This is a genomic window from Stenotrophomonas sp. 01N47 (genome assembly GCF_056399165.1).
Genome location: NZ_JBFTQU010000001.1, coordinates 317,769 through 331,848, shown reverse-complemented (window position 1 = coordinate 331,848; position 14,080 = coordinate 317,769). Strand labels below are relative to the sequence as shown.

Genomic DNA, 14,080 nt, shown 5'->3' with positions numbered 1-14,080 from the left:
TTCCCTCAATCCAAGGAGTTTTTCCATGAAAACGTTCTCCCGCTCCCTGCTCACCGTGGCCGCCAGCCTGGCCCTCGCCGGTGCCGCCCATGCCGCCGATATCGTCGGTGCTGCAAGCGCCGTCACCGATCCGCAGTTGAACGTCAACGTCGGCGAATCGCAGGTCAATGGTGGCCCGCACGTCGCTGGCAAGGCCGGCATCGGCGTCGGCACCGTGTCCGGGGGCACCCGCGTCGACTTCCAGGGCCTGAGCGCCTATTCGGCACCCACCACCATCAACGGCACCACCGTACGCACCCTGGCCATGCCGATCACCGGCACCCCGGGCAACCACGCCGGCATGGGCCACTTCAACTTCGTCAAGGTGGGTAGTGGCGATGTCTGGTTCGGTGAATGGTCCAAGGATGGCGCCGCCGGTGGCTTCAACAACCGCCAGGTCTACTTCGCCGGTGACCGCGCAGGCACCACATTGCCGGCAGGCGTAGCCACCTACAGCGTGGCGGGCCTGAACAAGTTCAACGGCAGCAACCTGCTGACCGGTGCGTTCCGCGCCGACTTCGGTGCCGGCACCCTGCGTGGTCAGATCGCCGGTGGTGGCCTGACAGTCGGCGTCAGCGCGGCTATCAACAGCGCCACTGCGTCCTTCGCAGGCACGGCCGTAGCCAATGGCTCGGTGTCGGGCAGCACCCAGGGCCAGTTCTTCGGCGCCAACGCCGCCACCCTGGCCGGCATCGCCACCTTCGCCGGCAACAGCCAGTACGACACCGCCTTCGGCGGCAGCAAGAACTGATCGCCACGCCCCTGACGGGGCAGGGCAGGGACAAGCCGCGATCCGCCAGTCCCTGCTTCGGCCCGCGATAGTGCTTCAACCGGATCGAACATGCGCCACCTTCTCCTTCTTGTCGTTCTGTTGCTGGCATGGCCGGTCAATGATGCCCGCGCCCAGCAGGATGATCTGCGCCGTGTGCTCGAACAGGGCAGCGAGCTGCGTCATCAGCAGCAGGATCAGCAACGCCTGCGCCAGGCCGAGCACGAGCGGCCGACCATCACCCTCGATGGCCAGCAGTACCGCGTGGAGCGCACTGTCGACGACCTCGGCCAGGCGCTCTATCTCTCGTTGCAGCACCAGCAATGGCAGGCCGTGGCCGCCTTCCTCGCCGAGTACATCGAACTGCCAGGCCACGATCCGTTGCTGCGCCACTACGCGCAGGGCGCGCTTGCGCGGGTGGCTGGCCAGCACCGCAAGGCGGCGGCCGAATACGAGGCCGTGCTCGCCGCGCAGCCGGACTTCCTGCCGGCGCGGCTGGAACTGGCACGTGTCTATGCCGAAGACCAGCGCGACCGCGATGCCATTGCACTGTTCGAGGTAATCGCAGCCGGCATCGATGGCGACGATCCGGCAACGGCGGGTGTGCGTACGCGGGTGGACGGTTACCTGCGGGCCCTGCAGGCGCGCCAGCGCTGGAAGGGTGCGATCGCTGCTGGCCCCGCGTGGAGCGACAACATCAACCGCAGCTCGGCCAGCCGCACCTGCCTGTTCGGTGACGGCACCACCTGTTTCATCGAACGTCGGTTGCCCGATGCACAGGCAGCGTTCGGCCTGGACTACGACGCCAGCCTGGAACGGCGCCTACCGTTGGCCGGCCACCATGGGCTGTACCTGCGCGGGCTGGCGTTCGGCCAGGCGTGGCGCGGGCACAGCGACTACAACGAGCTCAATGCCAGCGTGCAGGCGGGTTACAGCTGGCGCAGCGCGCGGCATACCCTGCTGCTGGCACCCAGCTACGATTACCAGGGGCTGGGCAACCACGCGCTGCAGGGCGGTGCCGGCGTGCATGGCGAATGGCAGTTCGCCGCCGATGCGCGCAGCCTGCTGAAGCTGGAAGCCGACTGGAAACGCCAGCGCTATCGACAGCAGGGGTTGGCCAGCAACTACGACGGCGAACTGGCGGCGATCTATGCCACCTGGTTCCGCGCGCTCAACCCACGCTGGACGGTGTTTGCCGGGTTCGACCTGAGTGACAGCAGCGCTGCCGATCCCGCCAATGGCTACCGGCAACGCGGCCTGCGCCTGGGTGCAGCACGCCAGTGGAGCGGCACCACGGCCACCGTGTTCGTGTCGCTGCGTGAGCGTGACTACGATGCCTGGAGCCCGTTGCTGGAAGCGCGTCGGCAGGACAGCGAGCAGAACCTGATCGCCATCGTGCGCAGCGAGCGCCTGGCCGTAGCCGGGCTGGTGCCCAGCCTGAGCCTTCGGTACGCCCGCATCGACAGCAACGTGGACTGGCTGTACAGCCACGACCGCAGCCTGCTGAGCCTGAAATGGGAACGGGCGTTCTGACCCGTCGGCCGGGGCGGGAGGGCAGGCGGGAGGGTTCATTTATCCCCAATTTGGCCAAATTGGGTATAGTGGCCTCATATCCTTCCGCTGGAGCCGTGCCATGACCCTCCCGCTCGACCTGCCCGGCCTCGACAAGGCCCCGGCATCCTCGGTCAAGACCCGTGGCTGGCCCAGCCTGATGCGTACCGTGCGCGAGAAGCAGGCGCTGGTCATCACCAACCACAATCACCCCGAAGCGGTGATCGTGGACATCAAGACCTATCAGGAGCTGCTGGCCAGGGCCAGCGGCAGCGATACCGAAGAGCGCAGCGACGTGCTCTCGCGCCTGCGTAACGAATTCGACCAGGCGCTGGCCGAGCTGCAGCAGGGTGAGGGGCTGGGCAAGGTGATGGGCAAGCCGATCCGCCGCGGCCACAAGGTCGCGCTCGGCCGTCCGCTCTGACTCATGGGGCGGATCCTGGCGTTGGCCGGCGTCAACGGCGCCGGCAAGAGTTCGCTGCTCGGTACCTGGCTGGAGGCCGACGGCCTGGGCTGGTACAACCCGGACAGCTTCACCCGACGGCTGGTGGAGGCGGGCTGGCCGTTGGCCGAAGCCAACGCTGAAGCGTGGCAGGAAGGCGCACGACGGCTGCGCCAGGCGATCGCCGACGGCAGCGACTTCGCCTTTGAAACCACCTTGGGCGGCAACACCATTCCGCGCCTGTTGCGCGAGGCCTGCAGCCAGCACGACGTGGCGATCTGGTTCTGCGGGTTGGCCACCGTCGAACTGCACGTTGCCCGCGTGGAGGCCCGCGTTGCTGGCGGTGGTCACGACATTCCGCAGGACAAGATCCGCGCACGTTTCGACTCCGCCCGCGAGAACCTGCTGGCATTGATGCCGCACCTGGCCGAACTGCATGTGTATGACAACAGCGCGCCAGCGGATCGCTACGGACGTGTTGCCCCCTTGCCGGTGCTGGCGCTGGATCGCCAGGGTCTGCAGTATCCGGTGTCGGTGGTGGAGCTGCTGCACACCCCGGACTGGGCCAAGCCCATCGTCATGCGCGCGATGGAACTGCATGCCGACAGCACGCCGCTTGCCGGCCCGCCTGTGCGATGATCCGACTCCGCAGATTCATTGATCGAGGGACAGGGATGTACGAGCGGAAGCACTGGCAGGCCATTGGCCTGCGCGCGCTGGTGGCGGCCATGGTATTGACGGTGGCGACACCGTTGCTTGCTCAGGATGCAACGCCGGCCGACGCCAAGGCCGAGGCGCCGAACGAGCCGATGAGCTACGACAAGGCACGCCGCACCGCCGAGGCATCGCTGCGCCTGCACCCGGGCACCGACAGCCAGTACGACTACCGCCCGCTGTGGGCCGGCAATGCCGACCTCGATGGCGACGGCCGCCCGGAGATCATCTATCTCTACACCGCGACCCAGACCGGCAGCGCGATGCAGCTCAACGAGCTGGTGGTGATGACCCCGCTGGCCGAAGGCGATGCACGAGGCCAGGCCACGTCACCCGGCAAATCCGCCTATGACGATGAAACCTACGCGTTGATCCGCGCTTCCGGCTACGCCGATGACGCTGTTGTGCACATTCCCGGCGAAATGGAAACGATCACCATGGACGGTGACCGCATCCGCGTGACCTTCAACAGCACCCGCAGTTCGAAGCTGTGCGTGCGAGGCAAGGTGGCCTGCCCACCGGAAGGTCAGCATGCCTGGGTGTATCGCTGGAGCCCGGGCAAGTTGACCCGCGCCGACTAGTCCGCATCAACGGCAGCGCTAGGCCATGCCAGGTGTATGCACGCAACGAATCACCAAGGAGAACACCATGCACGGACCTGCATTTTTTCATCCCGTCCTGCTGCCTTCCGCATTGGCGCTTTGCGCGCTGGTGGGCGGTGGCCCGGCATCTGCGGCATCGCAGGCATCGCCACCGAGCCTGGTACAGGCGTTCCACGCAGCCGAAGCTTCGCTGCGGCGTATCCCAGGCGATGACATCGAGAGTGATTTCCGTCCCGTGTGGACCGCCGTTGCCGATCTGGACGGTGATGGCCGCGCAGAGGTCATCTATCTCTACACATCGACCTATACCGGTGGCTCGTTCGCGCAGAGCAATGTGGTGGCGGTGATGACCGCGTTGAGCAGGAACGACCCGCGTGGCCAGGAGAACCCGAAGAGTCTGTCGCCGGTGGAGGCAGAGGATTTCGCCGCCATCCGCGCTTCAGGCTACGGCGATGACGCGGGTGAGCAGATTCCTGGTGCGGTGCACTCCATCAGGATCGAAGGTGACCGCATCATCGTCGCGTTCAAGGTCGCTGCCGGTGCACGCACGTGCGATGTCGTGGATTACAAGCATGTCTGCCCGCCGGATGGCGACTATGTCTGGACCCTGCGCTGGAGCCCGGGCAAGCTGACCCGCGCCGACTAGCGCTGGGCACCCGGCAGCGCCAGGCAATGCCTGGCGCCACCCCGGCCAGTCAGGCCGGGGTCACCTGTTCCGGTTCGGCCACGTCCGGCAACGGCGGCAGGGCGCGGTCCACCGTGACCGGTGCATCGCTCTTCAACAGCGCAGCCGCCTCCTTGTCGCAGCCCACGGCCGGCGGCGAACCGCGCAACGGCAGGCCGGCGGTTTCCTTCACGAAGATCATCGTGATCAGGCCGATCACCGCCGCGCCCATCAGGTAGTAGGCCGGCACCAGCGGATCGCCCGTGCGTTCCACCAGCCAGGCGGTCACCAGCGGCGTTGTGCCACCGAACAGCGACACAGAGACGTTGAAGGCGATCGACAGCGCGCTGTAGCGCACCGGTGTATAGAACAGCGCCGGCAGCGTGGACGGCATCGAACTGGTGAAGCACACCAGCGCCAGGCCCAGCAGCATCAGGCCAAGGAAGATCAGCCCGTCGTTGCCGCTGCCCACCAGCAGCAGGCTCGGCACCGCCAGCACCAGCAGCGCGATGCAGGCGCCGATGATCATCGGCCGCCGGCCCAGCTTGTCGCTGAAAAGGCCACCCACGATGTTCAACGGCATCATGACCAGCATCACGATGATGATCAGCAGCAGGCCCTTGCTCTCCGCATATCCCATGGTCACGCTCAGGTAGCTGGGCATGTAGGTCAGCAGCATGTAGTCGGTTACGTTGAACACCAGCACCAGGCCCATGCAGACGATCAGCTGGCGGCCGTGCACGCGGAACAGGTCGACCAGGCCGGGGCGCTCATGGTCGCGCTTCTCGGCCTCTTCGGCGAACGCGCGGAACGCTGGCGTTTCCTCCAGCCGCATGCGCATGTACAGACCCAGCAGGCCGAGTGGGCCGGCCACCAGGAACGGAATGCGCCAGCCCCAGTCCAGCATCTGTTCGCTGCTCAGCAGCATGTGCAGTGCGGTCACCGTACCGGCACCGGCGATATAGCCGCCCAGCGTGCCGAACTCCAGCCAGCTGCCCATCAGGCCGCGGTTGCGGTCGGTGGAGTACTCGGCGATGAAGGTCGCCGCACCGCCGTACTCGCCGCCGGTGGAAAAGCCCTGCACCACGCGTGCGAGCAGCAACAGCACCGGCGCCCAGATGCCGATGCGCTCATAGGAGGGAATCAGGCCGATGGCGAACGTGCCCAGTGCCATCATGATCATGGTGAAGGCCAGTACCTTCTGGCGCCCGTAGCGGTCGCCCAGGGGCCCGAAGACCATGCCGCCCAGCGGACGTACCAGGAAGGCCACCGTGAACGTAGCGAACGCGGCGATCACCTGTGCGGTGGGGTTGCTGGACGGGAAGAACACCTGGCCGATGGTGACGGCAAGATAGCCATAGACACCGAAGTCGAACCATTCCATCGCATTGCCCAGTGCAGCGGCGCCGACGGCGCGCTTGAGCATGGGTTTGTCGACAACGGTGATCTCGTCGACCTTCAGATGGCGGCGGCGTTTGAACCAGCCGAAATGGGCATGGGCATCGGAGTTGTCCTGCATGGGGACTCCCTTGGAAGAATGGAAATGGCGTTGGAATGGGCGGTACGAATGTCCCGGAATTCGGAAACGGCGATGCTGGCGCAGCAGGCGCAGGGGCATCGGATGGAAGACCCGGAAGGGGGCGAAAGGCGTGTGCGATGAAACGCCGCGCACGCAACATGCATTGCCCGCTGCCAGAACGCAGAGCGACATGCAGGACGAACGGATGGGTCCGATTACGTGTCAGTGCACGCGCGGGTGGGGCAGGCGCAGGGAACAGGCGGGGCAGGGCCCGCAGGCGTCATCCGCCGGGATCCAGCGCGAGGCGATGGAAAGGCGAGGGAGAGGCAATGATGGAAAGCGAAGCGCCGGTCGGCAGTGCTTCCCGCAGGCCAGCAACAGGTGCTGACGTGCAGTGGGTCGTGTCGATCATGCGTTCATGATAACGGTTACAGTGTGAGCGTGCCGAGAATGGCGCAAGTACGAACGCAGCGTTCCAAGTTGCCTGTTCACGCACATGACCCACGCACATCGAATGAACATGTTGTGCTCGCTTCGCTCACGCCACGGCTTTTACGGTGGTCACGAACCAACGCAAGGAGTAACGCATGACCCGTCGCATTCCCGAAGGCACCCTGGTTATCGTCGCCGATGGTGGCTCGGCCCGCGTGTTCACCAACGTCGGCAACGAGCACAAGCTCACCCTGAAACAGGAAGGCGAGCTGCGCCTGCAGGACATCAGCGAACAGGGTGTGTCCGGTCAGGGGCCATCCGGCGCGGTGCCCAAGGACATGTCGATCTCGCAGCTCAACGAGGCGACCTTCGCCAAGCAGGTGGCCGAGCAGCTCAATGAAGACGCGCTCAACAACCGTTATGCGCATCTGGTGCTGATTGCCGATCCCACCACGTTGGGCCGCATCCGTCCGTTGCTGCACAAGGAGACGCAGGCGCGCTTGCTGGCCGACATCGCCAAGGATCTTACCAACGCGCCGCTGGAAGACATCCAGCGCACGCTGCAGGCGTAACCGGCATGCCGTTCATGCGTGACCATGTGGCAGCCGAGCCGGCCCGCGCGAAGGTGGATGCGCAGGCCGGTTGGCTGTTGCTGGAATTCGGTGCACCCTGGTGCGGCCATTGCCAGGCTGCGCAACCGGCACTGCAGGCCTTCATCGAGGCACAGGATCTGCCGCACTGGAAGGTCGAAGACGGCAAGGGCAAGCCGCTGGGCCGCTCGTTCCAGGTGAAGCTGTGGCCCACCGTGATCCTGTTGCGTGATGGCACGGAAGTGGCGCGCGTGGTGCGGCCGGTGGATGCGGCAGATCTCGCCACACTGCAGAGCGCGCTGCCCGATTGAGTGGACTCTTCAGTGGCCTCCATGGAGCCGAGCCACGCTCGGCTCATTTCCCCGGCGATGTCCGCTTCAATGCAGCGTCACCCGCACATGCCGCTCGCGCAGTTCATGCAGCAATCGCCGGCCATGCTGGCTCAGCGCCATCATCGCAACGGTGATCTTCTGCACGCTGTAGCCCGGGCGCAGATGCGCCTGCGGGTCGGCCGGTTGGTTCTCGCCGATCATCATCGCCATGCCCTCGGCGGTGTTCAGGGCGTGCTCGATGCGGAAGAACAGGGATTCCATTTCCGTGGTCAGGATGGGCGGTTCATGCGACATGCGATGGCTCCTTGAGGGGAGGTGGCCACCGCAAGGGTGGCGGGCGGTGCGGGGTTGGAACTTCGGCTGAGCTCTGGGAAAAGCCGGAGGGCCATGCGGCCGCCGCGCACCGCCCGCCGTAGTCACGGCAAGCAGCTCCCAAAGCCCGTTTCGGGGTTCCACACCCGGCAGCGTGTGTGCGCTGCGGTGCCATCGTGCGCAGGTCGCGGGCCGGATTGCCAATCTGTAGAACCCTTGCCGCATTCGCGTGCTCGCCACCGGTAGCGTCGGCCCCGGCCTGATTTCATCTGTGTGGCTTCAATCGCGATATGCAGCGTCATCAAAGACCTTCCCGTTGTCGCCAATGGTTCGAAAAGGATCTCAGGCGAGCCGCGTGGTTTCCATGCAACGGCTTGTACTTCTGCAAGGCCATATGCGTCAGAGGCATGCCCTGGACGACGTCCTCCCGGGCACGGGCAGGCCGTGGCGTGATGCGGTATAACGGCGGGGCCGGCGCCGGGGAAGGCGTCGGTACCGAACCCGCAGGACCGTTGTCTGCCGTTGCAACTGCATCGATGGGCGGCTTGCCGCGCCCATTTGTCGATCATTGGACGAACAGGGGGTAACGATGAACAGGTTTCTGAGCAACATGGTGATGCTCGCCGCGACGCTCGTGGTCAGCACGGCACACGCCGCCAACGTGGTGTACCCGGACGGAGAGAGGCAGCAGGCGCCCGATGCCATCTTCCTCGACCGCGCCGGCGATCTGTATCCGCCGTTCGGTGTGCCGGTTGATACCGCGGCGATGCTGACCCTCGACCCGGACGTGGGTGCCGTAGCGCCACTGGAAGTGGTGACGCTGCGTGGCATGTACCGATGGCAGGCCAGTACCGGCGAGCCCGGATGGAAGAAGCTGCTCGCGCATGCGCAGGTTGAAGGCAGCAGCGATTTCGACCGTGATTGGGAGGCGGTGCAGGACGCGCTGCGAAGGATGGTAGTGAAGCAGTTGAATGCACAGAAGGGCACGGACGTGCTGCTGGTGGTGCACGGGTTCAACAACGATTTCCGCGGTGCCAACAAGTGGCTCGTGCCCTTCGAAAAGGCGGTGTTGGAGGCTTATCCGCAAGTGCGCAGCACTCGCGTGTATTGGGATGGGCTGCTGGGAAACGACGCCGGCATCGGCATCTGGGGCGAGGCCCAGTACAACGGCCCGCGCGTGGGACAGCAATTGCGCCGTGTGCTGAATCAGCTGGATGCAGACCTGCGGGTGAGGATATTCACCCACAGCTCCGGGGCCTACGTGGTGACCAACGCGTTGGGCGATGGCAGTCACAGCTATCGCGGCTTCGAGGGGTCGGTACAGCTGAAGGAGCGTGCCGGGGCGCTTGATGGCGTCTACGCCGTGCCGAGGAACATCACGGACCTGCGAGTGGCCATGTTGATTCCGGCGCAGCCACTGAGCGCCTTCGATGGCTTCGCCCAGGGCACGAAAGGCGTAGTGCCGACGCGCTTGATCCTCGGCACCAGCCCACGTGACAAAGCGGCCACCAAACTGGGTGTGTCATGCGCGATCGGCGGGAACACCTGCATGGCCGTGCGCACCGCCGAAGCATTCCAATGGTCACGCAAGGCGCTCGCACCGCAGGCCGGGCAACTGATGGTGATCGGCTTCCCGGCGCCGGCGACAGGCCACCATGAGCACGGCGTGGAGTGGTACATGGAGGACCGGGAGCAATGGCAGGCACTGCTCGGCCAGTTGTTGGGCGATGCCAGTGGATGCCCGGCGAGCGGCAAGACCTGGTGCCAGGCCAGCGATGGAAAGGAGCTGGCAGCCCGCTGATGATTCGGCCCGCCCTGTCGCCGCATCCTTGGCCCGGCAGGGCGGGTCGTCATGCATGACCGCAGCGCAACATGCGACACCGCCAGCCCGGTGCTAGGATCTGACGATCACCTGAATCGATCCAAATGCCGATGCCCACGCTGGACCGTCGTCTCCTGATCGCTGTCGCCGCCACAGCGATGTTCGCCTCCGGCCTGGCTGCGGCCGCCCCGGCCAACACCGCCGCCGACAAGGCCTATGCCTCGGTCGATCCCTTCATTGGCACCGGCGGTGAGGGGCATACCTACCCCGGCGCAACGGTGCCGTTCGGCATGGTCCAGCTCAGCCCGGACACGCGCATCCAGCCGCGCGAGAAGGCCTACGGCTGGGCGGCGGGCTACCGTTACGACGACAGCAGCATCGTCGGTTTCTCGCACACGCACTTTTCCGGCACCGGTCATTCCGATTTGGGCGATATCCTGCTGATGCCGTTCACCGGCAACCCTGGCCTGGAGCGCGGCGACCCCGAAAAGCCACGCAGCGGTTACGCCTCGCGTTTCCGCCACGATGACGAGAAGGCCGAACCGGGCTATTACGCGGTCACCCTGGACGACTACAAGGTGCGCGCCGAGCTGACCACCAGCGCCCGCGTGGGCGTGCATCGCTATGCGTTCCCGAAGGGCAGCGAAGGCAAGGTGCTGCTGGACATGCGTACCAGCATGTATGACTACCCGGGCAAGATCCTGTGGTCGCGGGTACGCGTGCGTGGCGATGGCACCATCACCGGCTTCCGCGAGACGCGTGGCTGGGCCGCCGGCCGCCAGCTGTATTTCGCGATGCGCTTCTCGCGGCCGCTGGCCAGCCACGCGCTGCACAACACCGAACAGGACATCGTCTACAAGGGCTTCGCGCCCCCGGGCGAGAAGGACCCGGCGCAGCGCGCGCAGATCGAGGGGCGGCAGCTGGTGGGCACCTTCGACTTCGGCAAGCTGGATGCACCGCTGGTGGTGAAGGTGGCCATTTCGCCGGTCAGCGAGGCGGGCGCCATCGCCAACCTCGATGCCGAAGTGGCCGACTTCGATTTCGACCGTGTGCGCGCGCAGGCGCGGCAGGAATGGACGCAGGCGTTGTCGGTGCTGGATATCGATGCACCCGAACACGCGCGTCGCAGCGCGTACACCGCGCTGTACCACACGCTGCTGGGGCCGACGCTGTTCATGGATGCCGACGGCCAGTACCGCGGCGCTGACAACGCCGTGCACCAGGCCAAGGGCTACACGAACTATTCGACGTTCTCGCTGTGGGATACCTACCGGGCGCTGCACCCCCTGCTGACCCTGGTGCAGCCGGAGAAGCGCAACAGCGATTTCGTCAATTCCATGCTGGCCCATCACGAGCACAGCCCTTACGGAATGCTGCCGGTGTGGTCGTTCCATGGCCTGGAAGACTGGTGCATGATCGGCTACCACGCGGTGCCGGTGATCGCCGATGCCTACGTGAAAGGCATTCGTGGCTTCGACGCGGACAAGGCGCTGAAGGCGATGGTGCAGACCGCCAACTACGGCCCTTACGATGGCATCGCGCAGTACCGTGAGCTGGGCTACGTGCCGATCGACGAGGAGGGCGAAGCAGCCAGCAAGACGCTGGAATACGCGTTCGATGACTGGACAATCGCGCGCATGGCGCAGGCGATGGGCAAGACCGATGTGGCCGCAACCTTCGACAAGCGCGCGGGCAACTGGCGCAACGCCTTCGACAAGGACACCGGCTTCATGCGTGCGCGCAAGCGCGATGGCAGCTTCCGTACGCCGTTCGACCCCAGCGCCAGTGGCTACGGCACCGACTACACCGAAGGCAATGCCTGGCAGTACTCATGGTACGTGCCGCAGGATGTGGCCGGCCTTGCCGCAGCGCATGGTGGCAGCGACAAACTGCTGGCGCGCCTGGATGAAGTGTTCAACGCGAAGGTCGATCCGGCCATCTTCGAGCACATGGAAGACATCACCGGCCTGATCGGTTGGTATGCGCATGGCAACGAGCCCAGCCACCACGTCGCCTACCTGTACTCGCATGCCGGCCAGCCGTGGCGCACGCAGGCACGCCTGAAGCAGATCATGGACACGCAGTATGCCGATCGTCCCGATGGCCTGGCCGGCAACGATGACGTGGGCCAGATGTCGGCGTGGTACGTGTTCACCGCGCTGGGTTTCTACCCGGTAGCGCCGGGCTCGGGCGAGTACATCCTCGGCCGCCCGTTCCTGCCGAAGACCGCAATGCGGCTGCCCAACGGCAAGACCTTCACCATCGTGGCCGAAGGGCTGGACGACAAGCACACCTATGTCGGCAGCGTGACCCTCAACGGCAAGCCGTTGCAGCGCACCTTCCTGCGCCACGATGAGATCCTGGCCGGTGGCGAGCTGCACTTCACCATGCAGGCCGAACCGAACAAGGACTGGCCGGGGCAGGGCGCGCAGGCACCGTATTCGATGAGCCCGTGACGGAGCGCCCACCAAGGTGGGCGACTACCGATGTGGCGTGATCTGGTAGGTGCCAACCGTGGTTGGCACGCCGTTACACCATCCCACCATTGGCCCGCATCACCTGGCCATTGATCCAGCCGCCATCGGCACCGGCCAGGAACGCTACCGCGCCGGCGATGTCTTCCGGCGTACCCAGCCGCTCCAACGGATTCATCTTCGCCAGCCGATCGATCAGTTCCGGCGACTTCCCGTCCAGGAACAGATCGGTGGCGGTCGGCCCGGGCGCCACCGCGTTCACGGTGATGCCGCGCCCACGCAGTTCCTTGCTGAGAATCGCGCCCATGGTCTCCACCGCGGCCTTGCTGGCAGCATACACGCTGTAGTTTTCCAGCTTGATGCCAACCACGCTGGTGGACAGGGTGACGATGCGGCCACCATCGCGCACGCGTCGCGCGGCCTCGCGCAGCACATTGAATGCACCCTTGAGGTTGATGCCGATCACGCGATCGAACAGGGCATCATCGCTGTCGGCCAGTGCGCCCAGCTGCAGCACGCCGGCACTGTTGACCACCACATCGATGCCACCGAAGCGTGCCTCGATGGCGTCGAACAGCGCGTGCACGGCCTGCGGGTCGGCGACATCGGCCTGCAGGGCGATGGCATGCCCTCCGCTGGCGGTCAATTCGGCAGCCAGTGCTTCGGCCTCATTACGGCGGCCGGCATAGTTGATCACCACGGCATGGCCGTCGGCGGCCAGCCGGCGCGAGATGGCAGCGCCGATGCCACGGGAGCCCCCGGTGACCAAGGCGACAGAGTGGGAAGCAGAGGAGGTCATGGCAGATTCCAGAAGGGCGCGCCGGCATGGCGCACGGCCATCTTCGTCTCTCCGCCGTCGCGGATAATCATGGATAATCCGGAAACATCATCCGGCCGCCCGAACAATGGACAGATTCACCGCCCTGCGTGCGTTCGTGCGGATCGTCGAGCGCCGCAGCTTCAGCCGTGCCGCCGAAGACCTGGGGCTGCCGCGGGCCACGGTGACCGACGCGATCAAAGCACTGGAGCAGCGTCTGGGCGTGCGCCTGCTGCACCGGACCACGCGCGTGGTGGTGCCGACGCTGGAAGGCGAGGCCTTCTATGGCCGCTGTCTGCGCCTGATCGCGGACATGGACGATGCCGAAGCCGCATTCCGTGACGTGCCGCCACGCGGGCCGCTGCGCATCGAGGTGCACGGTACGCTGGGGCGCCACCTGTTGTTTTCGCATCTGCCGGATTTCCTGCAGCGGTACCCGGACATCGAACTGGAGGTCAGCGAGGGCGACCGCTATGTCGACCTGCTGCGCGAGGGGGTGGATGGGGCCATCCGCGTGGGCACCCTGGCCGACAGCGATCTGGCCGCACGGCGCCTGGCGTTGCTGCGCGAGGTCACGGTGGCGTCGCCCGCCTATGTGAAGTCACACGGGTGGCCGGAAAACATCGCGTCGCTGGCGGCGGGACACCAGATGGTCGGCTACCGTTCCAGCGCCACCGGCCAGCTGATTCCGCTGGAGTTCCAGCAGGGCGGGCAGGTTCGCCACGTACCACTGCCGGCACGCGTGCGGGTGTCCGGTGCCGACGCCTTCCTCGGTGCCGCGCTGGCCGGGTTGGGCATCATCCAGGCACCGCGTTACCGGATGGACCCTTACATCGCGCGCGGGCAGTTGCTGGAGCTGTTGCCCGGGATGCCACCCACACCGAGCCCGGTCAGCCTGGTCTATCTGCGCAACCGTACGCCATCGCCGCGGCTGCGGGTGTTCATCGACTGGGTGGCGGCTGTGTTCGAGGACGCAGGCTGACGCCGACCGTGGCCGGCGT

At 65.9% G+C, this 14,080-nt stretch carries 14 protein-coding genes; 11 read left to right on the top strand and 3 right to left on the bottom strand.

From position 1 onward, the window contains the following. Nucleotides 1–25 precede the first annotated feature (25 nt). From AC1DKR_RS01505 to AC1DKR_RS01480, 6 genes are all read left to right on the top strand, one after another. Nucleotides 26–790 (top strand): Slam-dependent surface lipoprotein, encoded by a 765-nt coding sequence (locus tag AC1DKR_RS01505; protein ID WP_478030639.1) that lies wholly within the window; start codon nucleotides 26–28, stop codon nucleotides 788–790. 90 nt (nucleotides 791–880) lie between these two features. Beyond that, nucleotides 881–2,341 carry a surface lipoprotein assembly modifier gene (locus tag AC1DKR_RS01500; RefSeq protein ID WP_478030637.1) on the top strand — a complete coding sequence of 487 codons (1,461 nt, stop codon included), beginning with the start codon at nucleotides 881–883 and terminating at the stop codon, nucleotides 2,339–2,341. A gap of 100 nt (nucleotides 2,342–2,441) precedes the next feature. Further along, on the top strand, nucleotides 2,442–2,783 hold the full coding sequence (locus tag AC1DKR_RS01495) for a type II toxin-antitoxin system prevent-host-death family antitoxin (RefSeq protein ID WP_478030634.1): 342 nt from the start codon (nucleotides 2,442–2,444) through the stop codon (nucleotides 2,781–2,783). Between the two features lie 3 nt (nucleotides 2,784–2,786). Further along, on the top strand, nucleotides 2,787–3,440 hold the full coding sequence (locus AC1DKR_RS01490) for an ATPase (RefSeq protein ID WP_478030630.1): 654 nt from the start codon (nucleotides 2,787–2,789) through the stop codon (nucleotides 3,438–3,440). Between the two features lie 35 nt (nucleotides 3,441–3,475). Beyond that, nucleotides 3,476–4,096 (top strand): hypothetical protein, encoded by a 621-nt coding sequence (locus tag AC1DKR_RS01485; RefSeq protein WP_478030628.1) that lies wholly within the window; start codon nucleotides 3,476–3,478, stop codon nucleotides 4,094–4,096. Between the two features lie 67 nt (nucleotides 4,097–4,163). Next, nucleotides 4,164–4,763: a hypothetical protein gene (locus AC1DKR_RS01480; protein WP_312785528.1), complete on the top strand. Its 600-nt coding sequence runs from the start codon at nucleotides 4,164–4,166 to the stop codon at nucleotides 4,761–4,763. Between the two features lie 49 nt (nucleotides 4,764–4,812). Here AC1DKR_RS01480 and proP read toward each other — a convergent pair whose 3' ends face one another. Then, on the bottom strand, nucleotides 4,813–6,300 hold the full coding sequence (gene proP, locus AC1DKR_RS01475) for a glycine betaine/L-proline transporter ProP (protein ID WP_025874399.1): 1,488 nt from the start codon (nucleotides 6,298–6,300) through the stop codon (nucleotides 4,813–4,815). 587 nt (nucleotides 6,301–6,887) lie between these two features. Here proP and AC1DKR_RS01470 point away from each other — a divergent pair. Further along, nucleotides 6,888–7,304 carry a baeRF12 domain-containing protein gene (locus tag AC1DKR_RS01470; RefSeq protein WP_025874400.1) on the top strand — a complete coding sequence of 139 codons (417 nt, stop codon included), beginning with the start codon at nucleotides 6,888–6,890 and terminating at the stop codon, nucleotides 7,302–7,304. A gap of 5 nt (nucleotides 7,305–7,309) precedes the next feature. After that, nucleotides 7,310–7,633 carry a thioredoxin family protein gene (locus AC1DKR_RS01465; RefSeq protein ID WP_478030625.1) on the top strand — a complete coding sequence of 108 codons (324 nt, stop codon included), beginning with the start codon at nucleotides 7,310–7,312 and terminating at the stop codon, nucleotides 7,631–7,633. Between the two features lie 66 nt (nucleotides 7,634–7,699). Here AC1DKR_RS01465 and AC1DKR_RS01460 read toward each other — a convergent pair whose 3' ends face one another. Further along, nucleotides 7,700–7,948: a hypothetical protein gene (locus AC1DKR_RS01460; RefSeq protein ID WP_478030623.1), complete on the bottom strand. Its 249-nt coding sequence runs from the start codon at nucleotides 7,946–7,948 to the stop codon at nucleotides 7,700–7,702. A 586-nt stretch (nucleotides 7,949–8,534) separates the two neighbouring features. Between AC1DKR_RS01460 and AC1DKR_RS01455 the strand changes: the two genes are divergently transcribed. Beyond that, a complete protein-coding gene (locus AC1DKR_RS01455) occupies nucleotides 8,535–9,767 on the top strand; it encodes a hypothetical protein (RefSeq protein ID WP_478030621.1) in 1,233 nt (410 codons plus the stop codon). A gap of 125 nt (nucleotides 9,768–9,892) precedes the next feature. Further along, nucleotides 9,893–12,244, top strand: coding sequence for a GH92 family glycosyl hydrolase (locus AC1DKR_RS01450; RefSeq protein ID WP_478030617.1), 2,352 nt, complete (start codon nucleotides 9,893–9,895; stop codon nucleotides 12,242–12,244). Nucleotides 12,245–12,317: 73 nt separating this feature from the next. Here the strand turns inward: AC1DKR_RS01450 and AC1DKR_RS01445 are convergent, their stop codons facing one another. Beyond that, complete coding sequence (locus AC1DKR_RS01445; protein WP_478030614.1) at nucleotides 12,318–13,061, bottom strand: SDR family oxidoreductase; 744 nt, start codon at nucleotides 13,059–13,061, stop codon at nucleotides 12,318–12,320. 106 nt (nucleotides 13,062–13,167) lie between these two features. Here AC1DKR_RS01445 and AC1DKR_RS01440 point away from each other — a divergent pair, with 106 nt between their 5' ends. Next, nucleotides 13,168–14,061: a LysR family transcriptional regulator gene (locus AC1DKR_RS01440; protein ID WP_478030611.1), complete on the top strand. Its 894-nt coding sequence runs from the start codon at nucleotides 13,168–13,170 to the stop codon at nucleotides 14,059–14,061. The last annotated feature ends 19 nt before the right edge of the window (nucleotides 14,062–14,080 follow it).